The 23,406-nt window shown below is 72.6% G+C and carries 24 protein-coding genes and 4 pseudogenes; 17 read left to right on the forward strand and 11 right to left on the reverse strand.

Annotation, left to right across the window (positions count from 1 at the left end; all coding sequences use genetic code 11):
• Positions 1-65 precede the first annotated feature (65 nt).
• The 3 genes from ACIRVH_RS20570 to ACIRVH_RS20580 all read left to right on the forward strand — a co-directional run bounded on the left by ACIRVH_RS20570 (position 66) and on the right by ACIRVH_RS20580 (position 2,157).
• Positions 66-1,004 (forward strand): PAC2 family protein, encoded by a 939-nt coding sequence (locus ACIRVH_RS20570; protein ID WP_403955222.1) that lies wholly within the window; start codon positions 66-68, stop codon positions 1,002-1,004.
• A gap of 75 nt (positions 1,005-1,079) precedes the next feature.
• The gene (coaE, locus tag ACIRVH_RS20575; protein WP_403955224.1) at positions 1,080-1,727 is read left to right on the forward strand and encodes a dephospho-CoA kinase; all 648 of its coding nucleotides are present in this window, start codon (positions 1,080-1,082) and stop codon (positions 1,725-1,727) included.
• 49 nt (positions 1,728-1,776) lie between these two features.
• A complete protein-coding gene (locus ACIRVH_RS20580; protein ID WP_145875039.1) occupies positions 1,777-2,157 on the forward strand; it encodes a tetratricopeptide repeat protein in 381 nt (126 codons plus the stop codon).
• 121 nt (positions 2,158-2,278) lie between these two features.
• Here ACIRVH_RS20580 and ACIRVH_RS20585 read toward each other — a convergent pair whose 3' ends face one another.
• Positions 2,279-2,599, reverse strand: coding sequence for a DUF6343 family protein (locus tag ACIRVH_RS20585; protein ID WP_403955226.1), 321 nt, complete (start codon positions 2,597-2,599; stop codon positions 2,279-2,281).
• 77 nt (positions 2,600-2,676) lie between these two features.
• Here ACIRVH_RS20585 and ACIRVH_RS20590 point away from each other — a divergent pair, with 77 nt between their 5' ends.
• The 3 genes from ACIRVH_RS20590 to ACIRVH_RS20600 all read left to right on the forward strand — a co-directional run bounded on the left by ACIRVH_RS20590 (position 2,677) and on the right by ACIRVH_RS20600 (position 4,894).
• Positions 2,677-3,603 carry an acyltransferase domain-containing protein gene (locus ACIRVH_RS20590; RefSeq protein ID WP_403955228.1) on the forward strand — a complete coding sequence of 309 codons (927 nt, stop codon included), beginning with the start codon at positions 2,677-2,679 and terminating at the stop codon, positions 3,601-3,603.
• A 74-nt stretch (positions 3,604-3,677) separates the two neighbouring features.
• Positions 3,678-4,358 carry a class I SAM-dependent methyltransferase gene (locus ACIRVH_RS20595; protein ID WP_403955230.1) on the forward strand — a complete coding sequence of 227 codons (681 nt, stop codon included), beginning with the start codon at positions 3,678-3,680 and terminating at the stop codon, positions 4,356-4,358.
• Between the two features lie 74 nt (positions 4,359-4,432).
• Entirely contained in the window at positions 4,433-4,894 is a 462-nt protein-coding gene (locus ACIRVH_RS20600; RefSeq protein ID WP_403955232.1) for a DoxX family protein, read from the forward strand.
• Between the two features lie 133 nt (positions 4,895-5,027).
• Here the strand turns inward: ACIRVH_RS20600 and ACIRVH_RS20605 are convergent, their stop codons facing one another.
• Positions 5,028-5,684 carry an RNA-binding S4 domain-containing protein gene (locus ACIRVH_RS20605; protein ID WP_403955235.1) on the reverse strand — a complete coding sequence of 219 codons (657 nt, stop codon included), beginning with the start codon at positions 5,682-5,684 and terminating at the stop codon, positions 5,028-5,030.
• A gap of 321 nt (positions 5,685-6,005) precedes the next feature.
• Here ACIRVH_RS20605 and ACIRVH_RS20610 point away from each other — a divergent pair, with 321 nt between their 5' ends.
• Positions 6,006-6,701, forward strand: a complete 696-nt coding sequence (locus ACIRVH_RS20610; protein ID WP_403955238.1) for a uracil-DNA glycosylase — start codon at positions 6,006-6,008, stop codon at positions 6,699-6,701.
• A 7-nt stretch (positions 6,702-6,708) separates the two neighbouring features.
• Here ACIRVH_RS20610 and ACIRVH_RS20615 read toward each other — a convergent pair whose 3' ends face one another.
• Positions 6,709-7,383, reverse strand: coding sequence for a GntR family transcriptional regulator (locus tag ACIRVH_RS20615; protein WP_403955241.1), 675 nt, complete (start codon positions 7,381-7,383; stop codon positions 6,709-6,711).
• A gap of 187 nt (positions 7,384-7,570) precedes the next feature.
• Here ACIRVH_RS20615 and ACIRVH_RS20620 point away from each other — a divergent pair, with 187 nt between their 5' ends.
• Together ACIRVH_RS20620 and ACIRVH_RS20625 are read left to right on the forward strand one after the other, a co-directional pair.
• Entirely contained in the window at positions 7,571-9,031 is a 1,461-nt protein-coding gene (locus tag ACIRVH_RS20620) for an NCS1 family nucleobase:cation symporter-1 (RefSeq protein ID WP_403955244.1), read from the forward strand.
• 5 nt (positions 9,032-9,036) lie between these two features.
• Positions 9,037-9,762, forward strand: a complete 726-nt coding sequence (locus tag ACIRVH_RS20625) for an aspartate/glutamate racemase family protein (protein WP_403955246.1) — start codon at positions 9,037-9,039, stop codon at positions 9,760-9,762.
• A gap of 55 nt (positions 9,763-9,817) precedes the next feature.
• Here ACIRVH_RS20625 and ACIRVH_RS20630 read toward each other — a convergent pair whose 3' ends face one another.
• The 3 genes and pseudogenes from ACIRVH_RS20630 to ACIRVH_RS20640 all read right to left on the reverse strand — a co-directional run bounded on the left by ACIRVH_RS20630 (position 9,818) and on the right by ACIRVH_RS20640 (position 11,124).
• Positions 9,818-10,267: a GNAT family N-acetyltransferase gene (locus ACIRVH_RS20630; RefSeq protein WP_403955752.1), complete on the reverse strand. Its 450-nt coding sequence runs from the start codon at positions 10,265-10,267 to the stop codon at positions 9,818-9,820.
• Positions 10,268-10,354: 87 nt separating this feature from the next.
• Positions 10,355-10,687: pseudogene (locus ACIRVH_RS20635) on the reverse strand (RidA family protein); the annotation flags it as partial.
• On the reverse strand, positions 10,684-11,124 hold the full coding sequence (locus tag ACIRVH_RS20640; protein ID WP_403955249.1) for a hypothetical protein: 441 nt from the start codon (positions 11,122-11,124) through the stop codon (positions 10,684-10,686). The pseudogene ACIRVH_RS20635 and the gene ACIRVH_RS20640, both read right to left, overlap by 4 nt.
• Before the next feature lie 131 nt (positions 11,125-11,255).
• Here ACIRVH_RS20640 and ACIRVH_RS20645 point away from each other — a divergent pair.
• The 5 genes and pseudogenes from ACIRVH_RS20645 (at position 11,256) to ACIRVH_RS20665 (ending at position 16,643) form a co-directional block, all read left to right on the forward strand.
• Positions 11,256-12,023: pseudogene (locus ACIRVH_RS20645) on the forward strand (nucleotidyltransferase domain-containing protein).
• A 192-nt stretch (positions 12,024-12,215) separates the two neighbouring features.
• Positions 12,216-14,123: an FUSC family protein gene (locus ACIRVH_RS20650; RefSeq protein ID WP_403955252.1), complete on the forward strand. Its 1,908-nt coding sequence runs from the start codon at positions 12,216-12,218 to the stop codon at positions 14,121-14,123.
• On the forward strand, positions 14,120-15,472 hold the full coding sequence (locus tag ACIRVH_RS20655; protein WP_403955254.1) for an amidohydrolase: 1,353 nt from the start codon (positions 14,120-14,122) through the stop codon (positions 15,470-15,472). Before ACIRVH_RS20650 ends, ACIRVH_RS20655 begins: the two co-directional genes overlap by 4 nt.
• Before the next feature lie 178 nt (positions 15,473-15,650).
• The gene (locus ACIRVH_RS20660; RefSeq protein ID WP_403955256.1) at positions 15,651-16,295 is read left to right on the forward strand and encodes a DUF899 domain-containing protein; all 645 of its coding nucleotides are present in this window, start codon (positions 15,651-15,653) and stop codon (positions 16,293-16,295) included.
• Between the two features lie 174 nt (positions 16,296-16,469).
• Positions 16,470-16,643, forward strand: coding sequence for a hypothetical protein (locus ACIRVH_RS20665; protein WP_186581274.1), 174 nt, complete (start codon positions 16,470-16,472; stop codon positions 16,641-16,643).
• 6 nt (positions 16,644-16,649) lie between these two features.
• Here ACIRVH_RS20665 and ACIRVH_RS20670 read toward each other — a convergent pair whose 3' ends face one another.
• The 3 genes from ACIRVH_RS20670 to ACIRVH_RS20680 all read right to left on the reverse strand — a co-directional run bounded on the left by ACIRVH_RS20670 (position 16,650) and on the right by ACIRVH_RS20680 (position 20,091).
• The gene (locus ACIRVH_RS20670) at positions 16,650-18,593 is read right to left on the reverse strand and encodes an ABC transporter ATP-binding protein (protein ID WP_403955259.1); all 1,944 of its coding nucleotides are present in this window, start codon (positions 18,591-18,593) and stop codon (positions 16,650-16,652) included.
• 434 nt (positions 18,594-19,027) lie between these two features.
• Positions 19,028-19,456 (reverse strand): hypothetical protein, encoded by a 429-nt coding sequence (locus ACIRVH_RS20675; protein WP_403955262.1) that lies wholly within the window; start codon positions 19,454-19,456, stop codon positions 19,028-19,030.
• A complete protein-coding gene (locus ACIRVH_RS20680; protein WP_403955265.1) occupies positions 19,453-20,091 on the reverse strand; it encodes an ATP-binding protein in 639 nt (212 codons plus the stop codon). The genes ACIRVH_RS20675 and ACIRVH_RS20680 overlap by 4 nt, the downstream gene beginning before the upstream one ends.
• 221 nt (positions 20,092-20,312) lie before the next feature.
• Between ACIRVH_RS20680 and ACIRVH_RS20685 the strand changes: the two genes are divergently transcribed.
• On the forward strand, positions 20,313-21,173 hold the full coding sequence (locus ACIRVH_RS20685; protein ID WP_403955267.1) for a helix-turn-helix domain-containing protein: 861 nt from the start codon (positions 20,313-20,315) through the stop codon (positions 21,171-21,173).
• Positions 21,174-21,428: a DUF397 domain-containing protein gene (locus ACIRVH_RS20690; RefSeq protein WP_145875008.1), complete on the forward strand. Its 255-nt coding sequence runs from the start codon at positions 21,174-21,176 to the stop codon at positions 21,426-21,428.
• Positions 21,429-21,472: 44 nt separating this feature from the next.
• Here the strand turns inward: ACIRVH_RS20690 and ACIRVH_RS20695 are convergent.
• Positions 21,473-21,724 (reverse strand): annotated as a pseudogene (locus ACIRVH_RS20695) (PLP-dependent aminotransferase family protein); the annotation flags it as partial.
• Between ACIRVH_RS20695 and ACIRVH_RS20700 the strand changes: the two are divergent.
• Positions 21,717-21,879, forward strand: a pseudogene (locus tag ACIRVH_RS20700) (carboxymuconolactone decarboxylase family protein); the annotation flags it as partial. The pseudogenes ACIRVH_RS20695 and ACIRVH_RS20700 overlap by 8 nt on opposite strands.
• Positions 21,880-21,899: 20 nt before the next feature.
• Here ACIRVH_RS20700 and ACIRVH_RS20705 read toward each other — a convergent pair.
• On the reverse strand, positions 21,900-23,387 hold the full coding sequence (locus ACIRVH_RS20705) for a glutamate synthase subunit beta (RefSeq protein ID WP_403955754.1): 1,488 nt from the start codon (positions 23,385-23,387) through the stop codon (positions 21,900-21,902).
• Positions 23,388-23,406 lie beyond the last annotated feature (19 nt).

The raw sequence follows: 23,406 nt of genomic DNA on the forward strand, positions 1-23,406 counted from the left end.
CGACGCGGGAATGCCCATGCCCCAGGGGACGTTGTCGAAGAGGAACACGAGGAGGAGCGGTCACAGTGCTTGATCCGCAGGGTTTGTACGCATGGGAGCCGAAGGGCCTGGCCGTCGTCGACATGGCGCTCGCCCAGGAGTCGGCCGGACTTGTCATGCTCTACCACTTCGACGGATACATCGACGCGGGTGAGACCGGCGACCAGATCGTCGACCGGCTCCTCGACTCACAGCCCCACCAGGTCGTGGCCCGCTTCGACCACGACCGGCTCGTGGACTACCGGGCCCGCCGCCCGCTGCTGACCTTCAAGCGGGACAGCTGGACCGACTACGAGGTGCCCGCCATCGAGCTCCACCTCGTCCAGGACGCCACCGGCGCCCCCTTCCTGCTGCTGTCCGGGCCCGAACCGGACGTGGAGTGGGAGCGGTTCGCGGCCGCCGTACGGCAGATCGTGGAGCGGCTCGGCGTCCGCCTGTCCGTGAACTTCCACGGCATCCCCATGGGCGTCCCGCACACCCGCCCCGTGGGCCTCACCCCGCACGGCAATCGCACCGACCTGGTCCCCGGCCACCGCAGCCCCTTCGAGGAGGCCCAGGTGCCCGGCAGCGCCGAGTCGCTGCTGGAGTACCGCCTCATGGAGGCCGGACACGACGTCCTGGGTGTCGCCGCGCATGTCCCGCACTACATCGCCCGCTCGCCGTACCCGGACGCCGCGCTGACCGTCCTGGAGTCCGTCACCGCCGCCACCGGGCTGGTGCTGCCGGGCATCGCGCACTCCCTGCGCACGGAGGCGCACCGCACGCAGACCGAGATCGACCGGCAGATCCAGGAGGGGGACGAGGAGCTGACCTCCCTCGTCCAGGGCCTGGAGCACCAGTACGACGCGGCCGCGGGCGCCGAGTCCCGGGGCAACATGCTCGCCGAGCCGGTCGAGATTCCGTCCGCGGACGAGATCGGGCTGGAGTTCGAGCGGTTCCTGGCGGAGCGCGAGGGAGAGAGCTAGGCACGGTCCACCGGCCCGGCCGCGGGGCCGACGCCGGGGGTCGCCCTGTCAGCGGCAGGGCCTAAGCTTCCGCTCATGCTGAAAGTGGGCCTGACCGGCGGCATCGGTGCCGGCAAGAGCGAGGTGTCGCGGCTGCTCGTGGAGCACGGGGCCGTGCTGATCGACGCCGACCGCATCGCGCGCGAGGTCGTGGCGCCCGGGACGCCCGGGCTCGCGGCCGTGGTGGAGGCCTTCGGCGAGGAGATCCTCGCCCCGGACGGCAGCCTGGACCGGCCCCGACTCGGCTCCATCGTCTTCGCCGACCCCGAGAAGCTGGCCGTCCTCAACTCGATCGTGCATCCCCTCGTGGGCGCCCGCTCCCTCGAACTGGAGAACGCCGCGGCCGAGGGCGCCGTCGTGATCCACGACGTGCCGCTCCTCACCGAGAACGGCCTGGCGCCGCTGTACGACCTGGTGGTCGTCGTCGACACGAGCCCCGAGACCCAGCTCGAGCGGCTGGTCCGGCTGCGCGGGATGACCGAAATCGACGCACGCGCGCGTATGGCCGCGCAGGCCACCCGTGAGCAGCGCCGGGAGATCGCGGACATCGTGATCGACAACGACGTACCCCTGGACGCGCTGCACAAGCGCGTGGCGGAGGTCTGGGACGACCTCGTGCGCCGGGCGCGCGAGCCCCGGGCGGCATCCGGGGGCGGGCGGCCGCGCGACGGTGGCGCGGAATAGCTGTTCGCGTCGGGGCGTTGAACCGCCGCAGTGAGGGAAGGACTTTGCCGTGCCCGAGACCAGCGGTTCCACCGGACGTACTCCGGAGACGCATGTCATAGACTTCCGCGCCGCCGAGCAGCTGCTCAACGCGCGGGACCCGCGGGGTGCGGTGAAGCTGCTGGACGGAGTCATCGCCGCACATCCCGAGAACACCGCGGCCCGGCTGCTGCGCGCGCGTGCCTTCTTCGCGGCCGCGCAACTGCGGCCCGCCGAACTCGAGTTCACCATCGTGCTGGAGCGTGAGCCGGACAACGCGTTCGCGCACTTCGCGCTCGCCCGCACCTACGAACGCCAGGGCCGCGCCGACCAGGCCAAGCGTCACTTCCGGCTGGCCGCGGCGCTCGACCCCAACCCGCAGTACCTGAAGGCGGCGGGCTTCGAGTCCTGACCGTCGACGGGGCTGCGCCGGGGCGTCTGCGCCGATGGGGCCGAGCCGGGTCCGCCCCGACGGCTCCGCGCTGCGGGCGCGCCGAGGGGCGAGCCCGCGCCGAGGCGTCCGCAGGCCGCCGTCACGGGTGCCGGGGCCGGGGCGGGCGGGTGTAGGGCCGGCTGCTCGGCCGCGGGTAGGGCGGGCCGCTGTCCACCGGCCGGTACGGCGGTACGTCCCGGCCCGGCTGGTAGTGCGGACCCTGCCGGATGTGCCTGAGGATCATGGTCATGTCGACGGTGGCCACCAGCCACAGCACCCCGCAGGCGGCCGCCCAGCCGGGGCGCCCGACGAGCGCGAACACCGCCGTGCCGAAGATCGCCCAGACCAGCCCCCACACACTCAGCCAGAAGCGCGCTCGCAGCGCACTGCGCGCGGTCGCCGGTTCACTGCCCGTACGCATCGGATCACCACTCCTCCTTGCAACGTACTCTTCGTCGGGGACGTTCATCAACGACGTTCGTCGAAGGGGGATACGTCGTGCTGCCGGACGCGGACGACCTGCCCGAAGTGCTCCTCGACCTGGCCGTGCCGCACGAGGAGATCAACGAACTGGTCGCGCTGCGGCGCACGGTGACGGGTGACCCGGGGACGCGCCGCCTCCTGGAGGAGGGCGTCGAGGAGCTGCTCCGGGACCTCGGCGAGACGGGCCGCACACCCGACCTGGCCGAGCTGCTCGCGTCCGCTCCGCCGACGCTGCACGGCACCCTCGCCGTGTACGTCTTCGTCGCCGCGCTCCCGTACACCCTCGCCTACCACCGGGAACGCGGCATCCCGGCCGAGATCTCCCGGCGCACCCTGGCCGACCTGGGCCGTCATCTGGCGGTGCACCGCGGACGGCACGGCAGGGCCGGGGTGCAGTCACCGCGCTGGCTCGCCCTCCACTTCCGCGGGGAGCTGTACCAACTGGGGCGGCTGCAGTTCGAGCGGGCGCGAATCGGGCAGCACAGCGCGCCGGTGATGGCGGCGGCCGGTCTGGACGCGGTCCCGGGCACACCTTGCCTGAACCTGCACATACCCGACTTCCACGGCCCGCTGACGCCGTCCGCCTGCGACCGTTCCCTGGAGCTGGCCCGGGAGTTCTTCGCCCTGCACTTCCCCGGGGAACACGCCGAGGCGGTGCTGTGCCATTCCTGGCTGCTGGACCCCCAGTTGAAGCGGTACCTGCCCGCGCAGTCCAACGTCGTCCGTTTCCAGGAACGCTTCCGCATCGCCCGCGAGGACACGGAACCGGCCGACACCGAGCCCGTCCAGTTCGTCTTCGGGGACCCGGACCTGCCGGTCGACCAGCTGCCGCGGCGCACGTCCGTGGAGCGGGCCGTCGGCGACCATCTGCGGGCCGGCGGGCACTGGTACATCGGGCACGGCTGGTTTCCGCTCCAGGAGTTCCCGCTGCGCGGTGAATGACTCGAACGAGTGAACCGGGGTCGGACGGGAACGGGCGTGCGGAGGCCGCCCGTTGTTCGGGCATGACAGTCGAAATGCGTGAGGGACACGACGGAACCGGACCCGGTGCGATCACTCCGGACGGCTGCGCGGTCGAGCTGTACACGCGGCTGCCGGTGGGCGACGAGCCGGACGTCATCGCCGCGGCGGGGCCCGCAGGGGCGCACATCCTGGAGCTGGGCAGCGGAGTGGGCCGGATGACCCACCCCCTGCTGGAGCGGGGCTTCACGGTCACGGCGGTGGACGAGTCCGCCGAGATGCTCGCCCACGTCCGCGGAGCGCGCACGATATGCGCCCCGATCGAGAAGCTGGACCTGGACGAGAGGTTCGACGTGGTGATGCTCGCGTCGTTCCTCGTGCACAACGGTGACGTCGAGGTGAGACGGGGCATGCTGCGTGCCTGCGCCCGGCATGTGGCGGAGGGCGGCTGCGTGCTCATCCAGCGGGAGGGCGCGGACTACCACACGAACGTGCCCAGGGAGCGGGACGACCCGAGCGGCTTCACCGTGCGGATCGCGTCGTCGGAGCCGGTCGGCCACGGAGTGAACTCGGTGCGCGCCGAGTACGTGTTCCGGGACGCGGTCTGGACCCAGACGTTCCTGGCCCGACCCCTGACGAAGGAGCAGTTCGAGGAGGCACTGGCGGAGGCGGGACTGGAGGTGGACGCCTATCTGACTCCCGACGGGATGTGGGTGAGGGCGGTACCGGCCGCGTAGGAGCGATGAGTTTTTGGACAGTGGGCGGTCTACCTCGGTGACAGCAATCGGGACCGCTTCACCCAGGAGACCCCATGTCCGAGACCACCGCCCCCGCCACTTCCGCCACTTCCGCTCCTTCCGCCGCTTCCGAGACCGCCCGCGGTCGCCTCACCCGGATCGCCCTGCGCGTGGTGCAGGTGCTGCTCGCCCTCTTCTACGGGATCGCGAGCGCCCTGCCCAAGCTGATCGCGCACCCGTCGGCCGTCGAGTCCTTCGACAGGATCGGCTGGGGCAGTGTGGGCATGTACACCATCGGCGCGCTCGAACTGGCCGGTGCGGTCGCGCTGTTGGTGCCGGTGCTGCAGTCGGTGGCGGCGATCGCGCTGAGCGCGCTGATGGTGGGTGCGTTCGTCGTCCAGCTCACCGTCTTCGACGGTCAGTACGCGGCGACCCCGCTGATCCTGATCGTGCCGCTCGTCCTGATCGCCTGGTCCCGGCGCGGGCACAACGCGGAACTGCTGCGGCTGCTGCAGCGGGCGGGGCGACGGGCGTGACCCGTGCGGGACACCGCAGGTGACGTCGGCCGGGGCGCGGGGGCCCGGCCGGCGTCACCGTGTGCGGACACGGTCACCGGTGTGCTGGGACGGTGTGCCGGGACATGGGGATGATGCACACGCGGGCGGCGGCTCACCGGCCTCGGGGCCGCCCGCCCCGCCCGCCGGGCCCTTGCGCCCTGTCCGACCCGTCCGACCCGCCCGGGCCGTCCATCCCGCTCGCTTCGCCTGGTCCACTCGGCCCAACGAGTCCGCCCATGCCACCCAGTCCGCGCAGGCGGTCCATCTCGCGGCGGTCCCGCTTGGTGGGGCGCCCGGCGCCGCGGTCGCGGAGGCCGACGGGGGCCACGGCCTCGCGGGGCGGGGGCGGAGGGGAGTTGTCGATGTAGCACTGGGTGGCCACCGGGGCTCCGACGCGCTTGCGGATCAGCCGCTTGACGATCACGACCCGTTCCCGGCCCTCGTTCCGCAGGCGCACCTCGTCGCCGACGCGCAGGGAGTAGGCGGGCTTCACCCGCTCGCCGTTGACGTGGACGTGCCCGCCACGGCAGGCGGTGGCGCCGAGCGAGCGGGTCTTGATCAGGCGGACGGCCCAGATCCAGCTGTCGATCCGTACGGTCTCGCCGTTCGCCGGCCCGGCGGCCTCGGCGGCAGCCACCGCGGCGGCGATCTTCGGGTCGACCGGCTGGGCACCGGCGGCTCCAGAACCCTCGGCGCCCTGGGCGGGGGCCGCGTCGCCCGATCCGCCGGAGTCACGCTGCACGTTCTCGTCCGCATCCTCGGAAGCCATGTCCTGACCTTAACCCGGTGGGCCGGGCGATCCTGAGGCGTTTTCCGGGGAGCGGCTGTCCCCCGAGGGAGCGCCGAAGCGCGCCACGTGAACCGGGCGGGCCGGGGCGAGTCGGGGCGTTCTCCGGGGCGCCGGGCCCAGTGAGTGCTGAAGGGCGGGTGTCGAAGGGCGAGTGTCGAAGGACGCCCGCCCCCGAGACCCCGGCGGCCCGGAAGCCCCACCCGCCGGCCCGCCCCTCCTGCAGGGGGTCCCACCCGGATCACGCAGCCTCAGCGCCGGCGAGCCGGAGGCGCTGTCCAGGTCCGGGCATACGGTGGCCGTATGGATGACAGCTGTGCCCTTGCGCGGCTCGACCGGCGCGTTGCGGAGTGCCGGGCCTGTCCACGGCTGGTCGAGTGGCGTGAGGAGGTGGCTCGGACGAAACGGGCCGCGTTCGCCGACTGGACGTACTGGGGGCGGCCGGTGCCCGGCTTCGGGCCGGCCGACGCCCGCCTCGTGATCATCGGGCTGGCCCCCGCCGCGCACGGGGGCAACCGCACGGGGCGCATGTTCACCGGGGACCGCTCGGGCGACGCGCTGTACCAGGCGCTGTACGACGTGGGGCTCGCCGCGCAGCCCACCTCCGTGCGCGCCGACGACGGCCTGGAGCTGTACGGCGTGCGTGTCACCGCGCCCGTGCACTGCGCCCCGCCCGCCAACAAGCCCACCCCCACGGAACGCGACACCTGCCGCCCCTGGCTGGTCCAGGAGCTGAAGCTGCTGCGCCCGACGCTCGGGGCCGCCGTGGTGCTCGGCGCCTTCGGCTGGCAGGCGGCACTGCCCGCGTTCGCCGAGGCGGGCTGGCCCGTGCCCCGGCCCCGCCCCGTCTTCGCCCACGGCACCCGAGTCGCCCTGGGCGGCCTGGACGTCTTCGGCTGCTTCCATGTCAGCCAGCGCAACACCTTCACCGGCCGGCTCACCCCCGAGATGCTGCGCGAGGTGCTGCGCACGGCGGCCGACGCGGCCGGACTGCCGTAGTGCAGACTCAGCCGGCTTCGTCCGGCTCGGTTCCGAACAGGTGCCGTACCGTCGAGCGGTAGTTGGCGCGGACGTGGCCGAGTGCGTGGGCGCGAGCGCGGTCCGGGTCGCCGGAAGCGATGGCCTCGTACAACTCGCGGTGTTCATCCAGGAGTTGGGGCCACTCCTCGTTCTGCCGGGTGAGCCAGCGCAGCCGGCCGTCGACCGGTTCCATGACGGAGATCAGCAGGCTGTTGCCGGCCATGGCCAGGATGCGGTCGTGGAAGCGGGTGTTGATGTCCGTGATCGCCTCGCCGTCCCCGTCGTTCGTCGCCGTCGCGGCCTCGGCCAGCAGTCCCCGCAGCTCCGCCAGCGCCTCGGGCGTCACCCGTGCCGCGGCCAGTCCCGCCGCGTACACCTCCAATGCCTCGCGCAGCTCGAAGAGTTCCTGCACATCGGTCGGGGTCAGCCGCCGCACGACCGTACGGCGTGCCGACTCGAACAGGACGAAGCCCTCGGCGACCAGGGCGCGGATCGCCTCCCGCACCGGCACCCGCGAGACGCCGAACCGTTCGGCCAGCTCCCGTTCGACGAGCCGTTCACCGGGCCCGAGACGCCCCGCGATGATGTCCTGCCGCAGGGTCGCGAGGACCCGCTCGCGCACCGCGCCCAGGGGTTCGGTCTTCGTCGTGGTGGGGCTCATGGGGCCATCCTCGCCGACCCGGCGGTGCTTTTACGGAGAAGTAACAGCGATGACATCGGTCCGAACGCTTGACGGCGGGACCATGAGGCAGTTTGGTATACCAAACGAATCGCTCGGCACACCCCCCGCAGTCCGGTACTCCGGACAACCAGCCGTCCTCCTCCGTCCCCTCGCCCATGGAGGCCCCGTGTCCCTCGCCGACCGCGCCGAAGCCACCGGCGCCCCAGCGTTCGTCCCCGACCCACGCCTCACCAACGAGGATCTCGCCCCCGCCGAGCAGCGGAACTGGAAGGTCTTCGACCTGTTCGCCATGTGGATGTCCGACGTCCACAACCTCGGCAACTACACCTTCGCCGCCGGCCTGCTGGTCCTCGGCATGAACGTCTGGCAGGTCTTCACCTCCCTGCTCGTCGGCTTCGTGCTCATCTACGTCGGCATGAACTGGATGGGGAGGATCGGCCAGCGCCACGGCGTCCCCTTCCCCGTCGTCAGCCGCATCAGCTTCGGCGTCTGGGGCGCCAACATCCCGGCCCTGATCCGGGCCGTGATCGCCATCATGTGGTACGGCATCCAGACCTATCTGGCCTCCGTCGCCGTCAACGTGATGCTGCTGGCGGCCTGGCCGGGCCTGGAGTCCCTCACCCACAGCTCCTTCCTCGGCCTGGACGCCCTCGGCTGGATCTCCTTCGTCTCCCTCTGGCTGATCCAGGCGCTGATCATCAGTCAGGGCATGGAATCGGTACGGAAGTTCCAGGACTTCTGCGGTCCGGCGATCTGGCTGGTGATGATCGCGCTGGCGGTCTGGGTCCTGGCCAAGGCCCACTGGAGCATCTCGCTCACCTCCACCCCGCACCCGGTCTCCGTCGGCGAGCAGTGGCGGCAGTGGTTCGGCGCGATCGGCCTGATCCTCGCCACCTACGGCACGCTGATGCTCAACTTCTGCGACTTCTCGCGCTTCGCACCCGACTACAGGACGGTCCGGCGCGGCAACTTCTGGGGCCTGCCCATCAACTCCACCGCCTTCGTCGTCGTCTCCGTCATCGTCACCGCGGGCTCCCTGGAGGTCTGGGGCGAGGCCATCACGGACCCGGCGGAGCTGGTCGCCAAGGTCGGCAACACCTGGGTGCTGGTGCTGGCCGCGCTGATGTTCGCCATCGCCACCATGGGCGTCAACATCGTCGCCAACTTCGTCTCACCGGCGTACGACCTGGCCAACGTCTGGCCTCAGAAGATCACCTTCAAGATCGGCGGCCTGATCAGCACGGTGGCCGCCCTGGTCGTCACCCCCTGGAACCTCTTCTCCAACCCGACCGTGGTCAACTACTTCCTCGGTGGCCTCGGCGCCTTCCTGGGACCGCTGTTCGGCGTGATCATGGTCGACTACTACGCGGTCAAGCGCGGCCGGGTCGACGTGAACCAGCTCTTCGACGCCACCCCCGGCTCCCGCTACTACTACCGCAAGGGCGTCAACCCGAAGGCTCTGTGGGCGTTCCTGCCCTCGGCCGCGGTCGCCGCGGTGCTGGCGCTGGTCAAGGCCTTCAGCGACGTGGCGCCGTACTCCTGGTTCATCGGCACGGCGCTGGCCGCCGGGCTGTACGCGGTGCTGTGCCGCGGCGAGCGGGCCCGGACGGCCGGGGCGGAGGTCTGACGGACGTGCGGATCGTCGTCACCAACTGCAACACCACGCAGGAGATGACCGAGGAGATCGTCCGAGGTGCCCGGGCCGCCGCAGGCCCGGGCACCACCATGGCCGGGCTGACCCCCGCGTGGGGCCCGGCATCGGCCGAGGGCTGGCTCGACAGCTACCTCTCGGCCGCGGCCGTCCTCGACGCACTGCGCACCTACGACGGCCCGTCGTACGACGCCGTCGTGCTGGCCGGGTTCGGGGAGCACGGCCGGGAGGGCGTACGGGAGCTGGTGGACGTGCCCGTCGTGGACATCACCGAGGCCGCGGCCCACCTCGCCTGCCTCCTCGGGCGGCGGTACGGCGTCGTCACCACCCTCGACCGGTCCCGAGGCCAGATCGAGGACAGCCTGGAGACCGCCGGCGTGGCCCGCAACTGCGCCGCCGTGATCGGCACGGGCCTCGGTGTCCTCGACCTCGCCGACGACCCGGCCCGCACCGAGGCCGCCTTCCTTGCCGCCGCCGAACGGGCCCGCGAAGCCGGCGCCGAGGTCCTGGTGCTGGGCTGCGCCGGGATGACGGGACTGCAGCGGGCGGTGGGGGAGAAGCTCGGGCTCCCGGTGGTCGACGGGGTCGGAGCGGCGGTGAAGCTGGCGGAGTCGCTGGTGTCGCTGGGGCTGACGACCAGCCGGGCGGGCACCTATGCGAGGCCACTGCCGAAGGGGAGGACATGGGGAGCACGCCCGAGGAGGTGAGGGACGCCCTTCATGTGGACGTCCTTCACATGGACACCCTTCGCGTGGACGCCCTTCAGGGTCGCCACACGTACCGCACGTCCGGCTCCCGCTCCTCGTTGCCGCGGCCGTCCGTGTGCTCGACGGCGACGAATCCGTGCCGCTCGTAGAAGCGGTGGGCGGGCTCGTTGACCTGGAAGGTCCACAGGCCGAGCCCGCCCGGACTGCGTTCCTTGGCCAGCGCGACGAACCGGTCGCCGAGGCCACGGCCGCGCCAGTCGGGGTCGAGGTACAGCTGGGACAGCTCGTCCCCGGCGAGCACCATCATGCCCACGATCTCGCCGCCTCCCGCCGCGGCGACCCAGGTCTCCCGCGACGGCACCACGACCTCCCGGAAGTAGTCGCGCACCTCGTCGTCGGAGCGCGGCCGCACGACCGTGGGCAACGCGGCGGTGTAGGACCGCAGCCACACGTCGGCGACGGCACGGGCGTCGGCCGCCACCGCCCGGCGAAGGACGATCTCCACCGTCCCCCGGCCCTCCTCCCGCTCCGGCACCACGGCCGTCGCCGTGATCTCCACGAGTTGTCCGGTGTACCCGAGGCAGGCGACACCGAGCAGCGTCGACGAGTGCGGCCCCCGGCTCAGCCCCGAGGCCTCGACGACCTCCCACACCGCGGACAGCACCGACGGCTCGCCGCTCACGACGTACACGTCGGTCGAGACGACATGATCCAAGTCGCTGCCCACCGCGCACAGTTGCTCCCGAAGATTGGCCACCACCTGCTCCGCCTGCCGCACGGGATCCCCGACTCCCACCACCTCCCCCTTCTCGTCGAGCGGCACGGCTCCCGCGAGAAACGCGAGCTTCGTCCCGGCCTCGACGACGGAGGCGTGCGCGTAGGTGGGCGGCGGGAAGAGCCCCGGTACGGTCACTCGGCGAATCATGGCGGCCCCTGGGGTGGTGGGTGGACAACCTGCTGATCATCCGGCGCCCGCCCGGGCCTCCGCACCCGAATTTCCGGCTCGGCAACGGCCCCGGACGGCCGGTCCGACGTTCCGGCGCCCGCCTCCCGTCGTGCCGCCGCGACCCTCGCCGACACCTCCCGCCGTCGGCGCCGTACGGCGGCCCTCACCCCGATGGACCGCCGTACCGCGGCCGCCGCCACGGCCCTGAACTCGGCGCTCTGCTCGGCCGCTTCGACCCGTTCGACGCCGTAGAGCCGGGTCCGTGGGGCCGTCGCCGAGTACGGATTGACGCGCAGCAGGTCGGGCTCGCCCAGCAACCGGCGCACCAGCTCGGCCGTCCACCCGCGAGCCCGCAGCCCGGCGATCGACACATGACCGCGCCGCGCCTTCGCACCGCTCTCCCCAGTCGTCACCATGACCTCCCCCGTCGTGACAATGAGTGACGACTTCCTTGATAGCGCGCCCCACTGACAATCGGGTCGCCGCGCGCCCCACACCCGGCCTACGCTCCCCGCACCGAACCCTCACCCAGCTGGAGCCCCCACCCATGCCCACGCTCCCCGACCCCGACTTCCTCACCACCACGGCCGACCGCCTGGCCACCCTCCCCACAGTCCGAGCCGTGGCCCTCGGTGGCTCCCGAGCCCAGGGGACGCACACCCCCGACAGCGACTGGGACCTCGCCGTCTACTAACGGGGCCCCTTCGACCCCGCCGACCTGCGCGCCCTCGGCTGGGAGGGCGAGGTGTCCGAGATCGGCGGCTGGGGTGGCGGTGTCTTCAACGGCGGGGCCTGGCTGACCATCGACGGACGCCGGGTCGACGTGCACTACCGGGACCTGGACGTGGTCGAGCACGAGCTGGCGGAGGCGGAGGCGGGACGGTTCCGGGTGGAGCCGCTGCTGTTCCATCTGGCGGGGATCCCCAGCTACTTGATCGTGGCCGAACTTGCCGTCAACCGGGTACTGCGCGGCGAACTGCCGCGCCCGGCTGCCTACCCGGAGAAACTGCGCCGGACCGCGGCGGAGCGCTGGTCCGGCACGGCCCGCGCGACCCTGGACTACGCCAAGGCCAACCACGCCCCGCACGCGCGCCTCACCGAGGTCGCCGGTGCGCTGGCCACCGCCGCCCTACAGGCCGGCCACGCGGTGCTGGCGGCACGCGGGGAGTGGGTGACGAACGAGAAGCGGCTGCTGGAGCGGGCCGGGCTGCGGCGGATCGACGACGTGGTGGGCGCGCTGCGGGCGGAGCCGGAAGCGCTGGCGGGTGCGATCGGACAGGCCGAGGAGATCCTCGGGCTCGGCCCCGAGAGGTGAGGGGCGACCGTGGCCCCAGGACCCCGAGCGCATTGCGTTCATAAAGAAACCCCCCACCCCGCCACCTTTCACCTCCCCGAAACGTGAACGTCCCGTTTGCTCGGCGAACGCGATCTACCGTGGGACACACACCAGCAGCCCGGCCGCCGTCGTCCGAAGGCCCACCCCCGCCCTCGAACGAACAGGAGCCCCGTGCACCGCCCCGCCGTACTGTCCCTGCCCCCTTGGCTCGCGCATGCGTTCCGCACCCAGCGCGGGCCCGTCCCCTGGAGCGCGGTGACCCGGGGTGCGCTCGCCGCCGGGCCGCTGCTGCTCGCCGGTGTCGTCGCGGGGCGTGTCTCCGACGGGGTTGTCGCCGCCATCGCCGCGATGCTCGCCGGCATCAACGACCGGCCCGGCAGCAGGCGGGCCTCCGTCCGGCGGCTCGGGGTGCCCGCGCTGGCCGGCGCCCTCGGGCTGCTCGTGGGGACGTACACCGGGCAGCTGCTGTCCGCCGTACCGCTGACGGTCTTCCTCACTCTCCTCGGGCTGGCCGCCGGAGGCATGAGTGCCGTCGGGCCCGTCGCCTCCGCCGCCGGTACCCAACTGCTCGTCGCCGCCGCCATCGGCGCGGGGATGCCGGCGGCCGAGAGCGGCTGGCAGCGGGCCCTCGCCTTCCTCGCCGGCGCCGGCTGGCTGCTCCTGCTGCGGCTGGCGCTGCCCACGCCGGGTTCGCTCGCCGGGGACTTCCGGTTCGACGGCGAACGGGAGGCGGTCGCCGACGTGTACGACGCCGTCGCCGCGCTGCTCGACGCCGTGGGCGGCGACGCCGCCACCGCCCGCCGGGCCGCGCTCACCGCCGCCCTGGACCACGCCCAGGATGCCCTCGCCGGACCCCGGCTGCGCCGGTACGCGGGCTCCGCGGCCGAGCGCAGGCTGCACACCCAGTACGCCGCCGCGCTGCCCCTGGCCGAGGCCGCCACCGCCCTCGCCTGGGCGGGCGAGTCCCTCTCCGCGCGCGCGGTGGAAGGACCCCGGCGGCTCGCCGCCGCCGTCCGTGGCAACACCGACACCGGCCCGCTGCCCGCCCCCACTCGGTCGGCACCCGCCCTGCGCGCCCTCGACGACGCCCTGTTGCGCGCCGCGGAGACCTTCGACCGGACCGCGGACGGCGCACACCGGCCGCTCGCCCGGCGACGCGGCGCCGGGGCCGCCGTCCGGGCCGCGCTCGGCACCGGCGGGCGGGAGTACGGGCTGCGCGTCGCCCTCTGCTTCGGGGCCAGCGCGGCCGTCGCCCAGGCCCTGCACCACACCCGCTGGTACGGGCAGCACCAGCACTGGTACTGGCTGCCCGCCACCGCCGTCTTCCTCGTCAAGCCCGACCTCGGGCCGCTCGCCTCCCGCGTGCTGAGCCGGGCCGCCGGGACCGTGCTCGGTGCCCTGGTGTTCGCCGGGCTCGCCGCGCTGCTGCCGCGCCCGGAGGGGCTGATCGTGCTGGTGGCGCTGTGCGGAGCGCTCGTCCCCGTCGCCACCCGGAACTTCGGCGCCCTCACCACCGTCGTCACCGTTCTCGTCCTGGCCCTGGTGATGGTCGGCGGCGAGCCGCAGGCCTCCGTCAGCCGGATCGGCGAGACCCTGCTGGCCTGCGTGATCGTGCTGATCGTCGGGCATCTGCCGATGCCGGGGGAGCGGGGCGGCGGGGTACGGGCCCGGCTCGCCGCCGCCGCGAGCGCCGCGCACGCCTATCTCGTGCACGTCCTGAGCGAGTCCGGCGACCGCACCGAACGGTGGGCGCTGCGCCGCGAGGCCTACCGCGCCCTCGCCGAGGCCCGTACCGCGATCGCGCTCGCCGCCGCCGAACTGCCCGCGCTCGCCCGGCACACCGAGGGCACGGACGCCGTCGCCGCCGTACTGGAACGCCTCGTCGACACCACCACGGCCTGCGCCGTGCACCTCGACGACACCGGCCGCCTCACCTCCCGGCACACGCGTCAACTGCAGGAACTGCTCGACGAGTTGGAGTGCGGCCGGGAGTGGGTCCGGCCGCCCGCCGCCGCACAGCGCCGGATGGGCGGTTCGGCCCACCTCGCGGTACCGGAGCGTCGTACGTTGGGCCCATGAGCGCCTCTCCCGCCGACCTGGTCGTCACCGGCTGCACCGTCCTCGTGCACGACGAGAAGGAGCGGATCGCCTTCCGCGAGGACGCCGCGATCGTCGTACGCGAAGGCGTGATCGAGGCGGTGACCACCGCGGCCGCCGCGGAGGGCCTGGCGGCCGCGGAGCGGATCGAGGCGCGCGGGCAGGTCGCGATGCCCGGACTCGTCAACTGCCACACGCACGCGCCGATGGTCGCCCTGCGCGGACTCGCCGAGGACCTGCCGACCGAGGAGTGGTTCAACGACGTCGTCTGGCCCGTCGAGTCCAACCTCGCCGAGAAGGACGTCGAGCTGGGTGCCCGGCTCGCCTGCGCCGAGATGATCCGCGGCGGGGTCACCTGCTTCGCCGACCACTACTTCCACATGGACGTGGTCGCCGACGTCGTCACCGAGTGCGGGCTGCGGGCCCACCTCGGCGAGGCCTACTTCTCCTCGCAGGGTCCGCAAGGACGGGAACGGTCACTGGAGTTCGCGCTGGGCCGGCGGGGCGCCGCCGGCGGGCGCATCACCACCGCCCTCGCACCGCACGCCCCCTACACCGTCACGGACGCCGACCTCACCGCCACCGCCGAACTCGCCCGCACCCACGGCCTGCCCGTCCACCTCCACGCCGCCGAGAACCGCGACCAGACCGACACCAGCCTCGCCCGGCACGGCCTCACCCCCGTCGAGGTCCTCGACCGCACCGGACTCCTCGACACCGACCTGCTCATCGCCCACGGCACCGGCATCATCGAGCGCGACCTGCCGCTCCTCGCCCGCACGGGCGGCCGTACGGCGGTGGCGACCGCACCCCGCGGCTACCTCAAGTTCGCGTGGCCCGACACCACCCCGGTACGGGCCCTGCGCGCGATCGGCGTCCCCGTCGGCCTCGCCACGGACGGCGCCGCCTCCAACAACTCCCTCGACGTGTGGGAGTCGATGGCGCTGACCTCCCTGATCCAGAAGTCCACCGAGGGCGACCCGCGCTGGCTGACCTCCCGTCAGGCCCTGCACCACGCCTCGCTGCAGAGCGCCCGGGCGGTCGGCCTCGGCGGCAGCATCGGAACCCTCGCCCCCGGCCGGCGCGCCGACCTCATCCTGGTCGACCTCACCGGCCCGCACACCCAGCCGGTCCACGACCTCGCCGCCACCCTGGTGCACAGCGCCCGTTCCGCCGACGTCCGCACCACTGTCGTGGACGGCCGCGTCCTGATGCGGGACCGCGAGCTGCTCACCCTCGACGTGCCCGCCGTCGTGCGGGAGTTGGACCGGCGCCTGCCCGCTCTGATCGACCGGAGCCACGGACGGCGCATCCAGGAGTACGGCACCTGAGTCCGTCCCGGGACGCGTGGGTCTGCTCCGGGACACGTGAGCCTGCTCCGGGACGTGTGATTCCGCGCCGGGATGCTGAGCGGTGCCGGAAAAGTCTTGGAATCCGGCGCCGTACTCCGATGAGTTCCGCTCCCGCCGGCGGTCACCACCTCGAACCGACCGGCGGACAGGAGAGCTCATGTCGCTTCCGGAGATCGTCTCGCGTGAGCAGTGGCGCGCCGCGCGCGAGGAGTTGCTGTGCAAGGAGGAGGCGGTCAGCAGGGCGCGGGACATGCTGAGCGCCGAGCGGCGGCGGCTGCCCATGGTCGAGGTCGACCCGGAGTACGTCTTCGAGGGCGGCGACGGCAAGGCCACCCTCCTCGATCTCTTCGAGGGCCGGGCCCAGCTCGTCGTCCACCACTTCATGTTCGCGCCGGACTGGGAGGCGGGCTGTCCGTGCTGCGCGTCCTTCCTCGACCAGGTCGGCCACCTCGCCCATCTGCGGGCCCGGAACACCTCGTTCGCGGCCGTCTCCCGGGCGCCGTTCACCCGGCTCCTGCCGTTCAAGGCGCGGATGGGCTGGGCGGTGCCGTGGTACTCGTCCTGCCACAGCGACTTCAACCGGGACTTCGAGGCGACCGTCGAGCGGGGCGGGGAGCTGGTCGAGCGCCCCGGCATCAGCTGCTTCCTGCGGGAGCGCGACCAGGTCTTCCACACCTACTCGGTCCACGACGACGGCCTGGACGGCCTCGGCGTCACCACAGGCCTGCTCGACCTCACCGCGCTCGGCCGCAACCCGACGGGCAGCGACCGGCTCCGGTACCACGACGCGTACGAGGAGTGACACAGAGCGTGGTGAAACTGTCGCCGAATGTGCCGTTCCTGTCGGAAAGTGAAGGGATCCTCACGGTCCGCTCTGACTCGGTGTCAACAATGTCTCAGTCCCGTCACCGAGCGAGCCGTCGGCCTTCTCCAGGGCGTTAACTCCAAGAAGTACGACGCTTTCTGGAGGTGCGAGATGGTGAACGGGCGAACCGTGCTCGAGTGCTTTCCCGCAGGTGGCCCGCGAGGATCTTGGCCGGCGGAGGAGTTCGCGCACGCCCGGCGGCTCGAAGGCCTGCCCGCCGAGGTCGTCATGGACCTCGCGACGGACACCTTCCTGGTCATCGTGCGCGGCGACGCCACGGAGTGAGACGGCTCAGGCCGGCTTCGGGGCCGGCACCTTCGCCGTGAACTGCTCCGCCTGCAGCGCGTACAGCTCCGCGTAGACACCGCCCCTGGCCAGGAGTGCCTCCGGGGTGCCGGACTCCACCAGCCGCCCGTGCTCCAGTACGTGCACCAGATCGGCATGGCGGACCGAGGCCAGCCGGTGGGTGATCAGAACGACCGTCTGACCGCTGCCCGCCAGCGCCCGGATCTTGTCGAAGACCTCCAGCTCGGCCCGCGCGTCCAGCGCCGCCGTCGGCTCGTCCACGATCAGGATGCGCCCGCGCCGGTAGGCCGCCCGGGCGATGCCGAGGCGCTGCCACTGGCCGCCGGACAGCTCGTGGCCGCCGCTGAAGTTCCGCGCCAGCAGCGTGTCCAGACCGCGCGGCAGATCCGCCACCACCTCCTCGGCCCCCGCCTCGGCGATCGACGTGGCCAGGCGATCCTCGGTCAGGGGCGCGGAGGAGCGGCCGACCGCCACATTCACCCGCGCGGTGAACGGCCAGCGCTTGAAGTCCTGGGCCACCATCGCGACGCGCTCGGCGAGCAGCCGCCGGTCGGCGCTCGCGGCGTCGACACCGTCCCACAGGATCCGGCCCCGGTCCGGTGTGTACAGCCCCGCGAGCAGCTTGACCAGGGTGGTCTTGCCCGAGCCGTTCTCGCCGACGAGCGCGATGATCCGGCCGAGGGGGAGCGCGAGGCTCACGTCGTCGAGGGCGGGATGGGCCGCCTCACCCGGATAGCTGAACGTGACGTTCTCGAACCGGATCTCCCGTGGCTCCTCGGGCAGCGGCGTGCCCCCGACCGGGATCGCCCGCTCGGCCGCCTCGGTGTACAGCCGCTGCAGATCGCCCACGAACAGGGCCTCCTCGTGCAGCTCGTTGATCTCCAGCACCAGTGTGTCCAGGCTCGCCGACCCGGTACGGATCGCGATCACCGCCGTACCGGCCACGGACAGGGCCATCGCGCCGCCCAGCAGCAGCGCGCCCAGCGTGGCGTACGTCGCGACGGTCGCGAGCCCCGTCCAGGCGGCCGCGATCAGACCGGTCCGGGCGGCCAGCCGGGACAGCCGGGCCTGCTCCGCCTCGGCGGTCTCCGACATGGAGCGGAAGTGCCGCAGCAGGAACGGGCCGACGCCGTGCACGCGGATCTCCGGTGCCGCGGCGGGCTCGGTGAGCAGGTTGCCGATCAGATGGCCGGCACGGGCGTGCTGCACCCAGGTGTGGAAGGACTCGTAGCGGCGGCGGGCGTTGATCAGGGCGCCCCAGGCGCTGGGCAGGGTCATGGTGACCAGCAGCGGCAGCAGCGCCGGATGCAGCACGGTGAGCACACCGGCCGCGGCGATCAGGGAGATCACCGCGTTGACGACCCGGGCGCCGATGGAGATCATGCCGCGGGCGGACCGGGCGCCGTACTGGGCGGTGTCCAGCAGCTTGTGGAAGGCGTGGTCCTCGATCGCGGCCAGCTCCACATTGGCCGCCCGGTCCAGATACAGCTCGGTCGCCACCCGCTCCACCTTGGGCTCCAGCCGTCCGGTGGCATAGATCGACGCGGCCCGCAGCAGCGCCGCGACCAGCATCACGGCGGCCATGACGGCCAGGGCGGGGGCGGCCGCGCGCAGCCGCAGCGCGATGTCGGGCCCGGCGAGCAGCTTCCCCAGGGCGCTGTTCACGGCCAGCAGGCTCACCGCCTGGGTCACGCCCCGGCCCAGCTCGGTGACCAGCACGATCCGGGCCGCCCGCGGGTCCGCCTGCCGGGCCAGCCGCAGGCTGGACGCCAGCATGCCGGGCAACCGGACCACCATCGCCCGGAAGCTCAGCTCGAGAAAGGCGTCCGCATGCTCGTTCCACCCCATGTCGTACCGCAGCGGTCCCCCGAACAGCAGCTGCTCCGACCCCGAGACCTCGGAGCCACCCGCCTCGCGCTTCTTTCGCACCGCGCCCCTCCACCCCGGCTCATGACCGAACGGCCACTATCGCTGGCGGACCGGCGGTGGGGCAGGGCGCGAGAGGTGGCACCGGGGGCGCGAAGGGGGTGCGGCGGTGGAGGGGTGGCGGGTGTGGGCCGTCGGGCTGTGGGGCCGGCTGAGCGAGGGGCCCGGGCGCGTGGTGGCCGTCGGACCGGGGCAGCCGGGACGCGGGGCAGCCGGGACGCGGGGCAGCCGGGACGCGGGGCAGCCGGGACGCGGGGCAGCCGGGACGCGGGGCTGTCGCGCTGGGCGAGCGAGGAGTACCCACGGCTACGGCGTCCGCCGGGCGAGGAGTACGCACGGCTGCTGCGTCCGCCGGGCAAGGAGGCGCCGGTGACGAGGAGGTGCCGGTCAAGAGTCCCGTACCTCACCCCGCCCTACCGGCCGGGGCCGGCGCAGCCTCACGCCGGGACGGCTCGGGACCAGTCCGGGGTGGTCCCGGTCACCCGGCACAGGGCCAGGTACAGGGGGATCGGCGGGGTGTAGGGGACCGTGCCCTCGGGGCGGTGGATCAGGCGGGCGGTGGCGGGGACCAGGGCGCCGGGGGCGTACTGGGCGGGGGCCGGCCAGGGGAGGGCGTAGTCGGAGTCCGACGGGACGATCCACCACCAGTGCGTGCCGTCGGTGTACACGCAGCCCACCCGCGGCAGCCGCGGGACGATCAGTGGTCCGAGGCGGTCGGGTACGGCCACGGCGTCACAGCCCAACGGTGACGTCATGCCTTCGGGGACCTGCAGGCGACGGACCGTGGCCGGCGTGTGCTGCCGGCGTCCGAGGCGGACCAGGGTGTCCAGGCCGAGCGGCCGGCCGGACTCGTCGGCGCCGCTCACGGCTGCTCCCACGCGCGCCGCTGCTCCGGGGGCCGGTGCCGGGCCTGTGCCTCGTCCTCCTCGCCCGGACCGGGCGGCGGGCCGTCCGGCTTGGGGCGGGCACCCCAGCCCAGGTCGTTGCGTGGTTCCACGGTGCCGCGGGCCGCGTCGGTCTGACGGGCCAGCTCGGCCCAGACCAGCAGCCCCGGCCCGTGTTCCTGCGCACCCCAGGCCTGACACAGTGCATCGACGAGGAGCAACCCCCTCCCGTGCTCCTCGTCGGGGCGCTGCGGGGAGGGGTGGGGCTCGCCGGGCGCACAACCCTCGTCACGCACGGCTATGCGCACCATGTCGTCGTGGTCGTGCAGCTCGCACACGACGCGACTGCTCGCGGTGTGCACGATCGCGTTGGTGACCAGCTCGGATATGACGAGGGCCGCGTTGTCGCAGGTGTCCGCACACACCGACCAGCCGGTCAGCCGGGCACGCGTCAGGCGCCTCGCCTGGGCGGGGGAACCCGGATGTGCGGCCAGCTCGAAGCGGAACCGGCGCTCGGCAGCGCCCCCACCAGGGGCTGCTCCCGTTGCCGTACCTGGACCAAGGCGGTCAGCGGCGGCGTCTGTTCCTAAGGGCGCGGGCGGAATCACGCTTGCCACTATCTCCCCGGCGTGGACACTTGGCAAGTGTCACTCTGAAAATTGCAGAGTGCTGTGTGACTCGGTCAACGGCCGTGGCACACTGCTCGCAACAGCACCTCGAGCGGCGCCAATTGGGACCGTCGTCGATCCGGCCGGATCTTCGAATGAGTCTTCGAACGGCGCCGCAGGGCTGTCGGGATTCTTTTGCCGGAGCGGACTCTTGTGTCGGAGGTGGGAGCGTGAGCGAGCCGCGGTCCGCGCCGACCGTGGGCCAGGTGGTCCTCGGCCGACGCCTGCTGGACCTGCGGGAGCGCGCCGGGTTGAAGCGCGAGGAGGCCGCCCGTGTGCTCCGCGTCGCCCCCGCCACCATCCGCCGTATGGAGATGGCCGAGGTCTCCCTCAAGATCCCGTACCTGCAACTGCTCCTGAAGGCCTACGGAGTTCCCGAAGCCGAGGCCGACCTCTTCGTCCAACTGGCCGAAGAGGCCAACAAGCCCGGCTGGTGGCAGCGGTTCCACGACATCCTGCCGGGCTGGTTCTCGATGTACGTCAGCCTGGAGGGCGCGGCCGGCCTCATCCGCTCCTACGAGCCGCACTTCGTCCCCGGCCTGCTGCAGACCGAGGACTACGCGCGCGGCGTGCTCAAGTCGGGTGCCATCGGCCAGACCAGCCCCGACGACATCGAGCGCCATGTCGCGCTGCGCATGCAACGCCAGGAACTGCTCACTCGTACCGACGCCCCCCGTTTCTGGGCGGTGATGGACGAGACGGCCCTGCGCCGCCCGGTCGGCGGCCCGGAGGTGATGCGTACGCAGATCGAGAAGTTGCTCGAGGCCACGACGCTGCCGAATGTGACGCTCCAGGTCGCCCCGTTCGCCAACGGGCCGCACCCGGGGACGTACGGACCCTTCGTCCTGTTCCGATTCGCCATGCCGGAACTCCCGGACATGGTCTACAGCGAGTACCTGACCGGCGCGGTCTACCTGGACGCGCGCTCCGAGGTGGCGACCCACCTGGAGGTCATGGACCGCATGGCGGCGCAGGCCGCCACGGCACAACGCACGAAGGAGATCCTCCAGGATCTCCGCAAGGAGCTGTGAATGGATCACATAGAGCCGCGCACTCGCGTCTACAACGGCATGCCCGCACGGGAGTTGGGCAGCGAGGGGTGGCACAAGCCCTGGAGCGGCGGCAACGGCGGAAACTGCCTGGAGGCGATGAAGCTCGCCGACGGCCGGATCGCCGTACGGCAGTCGACCGACCCCGACGGACCGGCGTTGATCTACACCACGGACGAGATGACCGCGTTCATCGAGGGCGCCAAGGCGGGGGAGGCCGACTTCCTGCTCTCCTGAACTGCCTGATGGTTATTGCTTCTTGCTCGACTTGCCCATGACTCTCACCCGGGTGGCAGCAGCCCGCACAACGCCTCGAGCGCCGCGCCGTAGGCGTGTTCCGGCGGCGTGGCGTACCCGACCGCCAGGCCGTCGGTCGCCGGCATCCGCGTCTGCGGATGCCGGAACGCGGCCAGTCCGCCCAGGGTGACCCGCTGCCACGCGGCCGCCTTCACCACCGACCGCTCGGTGCCGGGCGGCAGCCTGAGCACGGCGTGCAGCCCGGCCGCGATGCCGGTCACCCCGATGTGCGGCGCGGGCGTCCCCGACGAGGTCTACGCCCAGGCCGCCGCCCGGTCCGGGCGAGGCGGGACCGGCCCAGGTCCTGGCCCTGATGGTCACGATCAACACGTGGGACCGGGTGGCGCCGGCCACCGGGAAGGTGGCGGGGACGGACGAGAGGCGCCGCTGACGCCCACAACTCCCGCTTCCTCACACAGCCATCGGCCGGTCATGCGCGGATATCGGCGCCGGCAGCCGTGAACTCCCCGTCAGGTAACGGTCCACGGCTGCCGCCACCGCCCGCCCCTCCGCGATCGCCCACACGATGAGCGACTGCCCACGCGCCGCGTCCCCGGCGGCGAACACACCGGCGACATTGGTCGCGAAGCCGCCGTCGCGGGCGATCGTGCCTCGCGGCTCCATCAACAACCCCAGCTGGTCGACCAGCCCGTCCTCCCGGTCGGGCCCGGAGAAGCCGAGGGCGAGCAGCACCAGGTCGGCGGGCAGCGTCCGCCCGGTGCCCTGCACCGGCTGCCGCCGCTCGTCCACCTCGACCAGGTGCAGCGACCGTATGTGCCCGCTGTCGTCCCCGACGAAGCGGAGCGTGGACGCCGCGAACAACCGCGCGTCCGCGTCCGCCGCCGGAGCCGTCCGCAGGTCCCGCGCCTCCTCGTGCGCGGCGGACAGCCGGTAGAGCTTCGGGTACGTCGGCCAGGGCTCGGCCTCCTCGTCGCGCTCGGTACCCGGCTGCGCGTAGATGTCCAGCTGGGTCACCGACGCGGCCCCCTCGCGCACCGCGGTCCCCAGACAGTCCGCCCCGGTGTCGCCGCCACCCACGATCACCACATGCTTTCCGGCCGCGGACAGCGGCGAGGCCTCCAGATCCCCCTCGCACACCCGGTTGGACAGCGGCAGGTACTCCATCGCCTGGTGGATCCCGGTCAACTCCCGTCCCGGCACCGGAAGTTCCCGCCATGCCGTCGCACCCGTGGCCACCACCACCGCGTCGTAGCGGGTCCGCAGAACGTCCGCCGGGACATCCCGCCCGACCACCGTCGACGTACGGAACCTCGTCCCCTCGGCCCGCATTTGGGCGAGCCGCCGGTCCAGATGCCGCTTCTCCATCTTGAACTCGGGGATGCCGTACCGCATCAGCCCCCCGATCCGGTCGTCCCGCTCGTACACGGCGACGGTGTGCCCGGCCCTGGTGAGCTGCTGCGCCGCGGCGAGCCCGGTCGGCCCGGATCCGATCACCGCGACGGTCTTCCCCGACAGCCGGTCCGGAGGCCGTGGCGGGGTGAAACCCTCCTCCCATGCCCGGTCGGCGATCGCGCACTCGACGTTCTTGATGGTGACGGCCGGCTGGTTGATCGCCAGCACACACCCGGCCTCGCAGGGCGCCGGACACAGCCTCCCGGTGAACTCGGGGAAGTTGTTCGTCGCGTGCAGCCGGTCGCTCGCCGCGCGCCAGTCCTCGCGGGACACCAGGTCGTTCCACTCGGGGATCAGGTTGCCCAGCGGGCAGGCGTCGTGGCAGAACGGGATGCCGCAGTCCATGCAGCGGTCCGCCTGCTTGCTGATGATCGGCAGCAGCGCTCCCGGGACGTAGACCTCGTCCCAGTCCCGGACCCGTTCCTCGACGGGCCGCCGCGGCCACTCCTGGCGCGGCGTGGTCATGAACCCCTTGGGATCGGCCATGGTCGTCTTCCTCGCGTAC

The sequence above is a fragment of the Streptomyces sp. NPDC101165 genome, from assembly GCF_044768135.1.
GTDB lineage: Bacteria > Actinomycetota > Actinomycetes > Streptomycetales > Streptomycetaceae > Streptomyces.

What these genes read in the sequence shown, in the direction of transcription:
- ACIRVH_RS20585 (WP_403955226.1), bottom strand. Translation starts at nt 2,599, where the DNA reads ATGCGTACGGGCAGTGAACCGGCGACCGCGCGCAGTGCGCTGCGAGCG.
- ACIRVH_RS20655 (WP_403955254.1), top strand. Translation starts at nt 14,120, where the DNA reads ATGAGCGCCTCTCCCGCCGACCTGGTCGTCACCGGCTGCACCGTCCTC.
- ACIRVH_RS20595 (WP_403955230.1), top strand. Translation starts at nt 3,678, where the DNA reads ATGCGTGAGGGACACGACGGAACCGGACCCGGTGCGATCACTCCGGAC.
- ACIRVH_RS20705 (WP_403955754.1), bottom strand. Translation starts at nt 23,387, where the DNA reads ATGGCCGATCCCAAGGGGTTCATGACCACGCCGCGCCAGGAGTGGCCG.
- ACIRVH_RS20665 (WP_186581274.1), top strand. Translation starts at nt 16,470, where the DNA reads ATGGTGAACGGGCGAACCGTGCTCGAGTGCTTTCCCGCAGGTGGCCCG.
- ACIRVH_RS20605 (WP_403955235.1), bottom strand. Translation starts at nt 5,684, where the DNA reads ATGGCTTCCGAGGATGCGGACGAGAACGTGCAGCGTGACTCCGGCGGA.
- ACIRVH_RS20640 (WP_403955249.1), bottom strand. Translation starts at nt 11,124, where the DNA reads ATGGTGACGACTGGGGAGAGCGGTGCGAAGGCGCGGCGCGGTCATGTG.
- ACIRVH_RS20615 (WP_403955241.1), bottom strand. Translation starts at nt 7,383, where the DNA reads ATGAGCCCCACCACGACGAAGACCGAACCCCTGGGCGCGGTGCGCGAG.
- ACIRVH_RS20600 (WP_403955232.1), top strand. Translation starts at nt 4,433, where the DNA reads ATGTCCGAGACCACCGCCCCCGCCACTTCCGCCACTTCCGCTCCTTCC.
- ACIRVH_RS20690 (WP_145875008.1), top strand. Translation starts at nt 21,174, where the DNA reads ATGGATCACATAGAGCCGCGCACTCGCGTCTACAACGGCATGCCCGCA.
- ACIRVH_RS20610 (WP_403955238.1), top strand. Translation starts at nt 6,006, where the DNA reads ATGGATGACAGCTGTGCCCTTGCGCGGCTCGACCGGCGCGTTGCGGAG.
- ACIRVH_RS20660 (WP_403955256.1), top strand. Translation starts at nt 15,651, where the DNA reads ATGTCGCTTCCGGAGATCGTCTCGCGTGAGCAGTGGCGCGCCGCGCGC.
- coaE (WP_403955224.1), top strand. Translation starts at nt 1,080, where the DNA reads ATGCTGAAAGTGGGCCTGACCGGCGGCATCGGTGCCGGCAAGAGCGAG.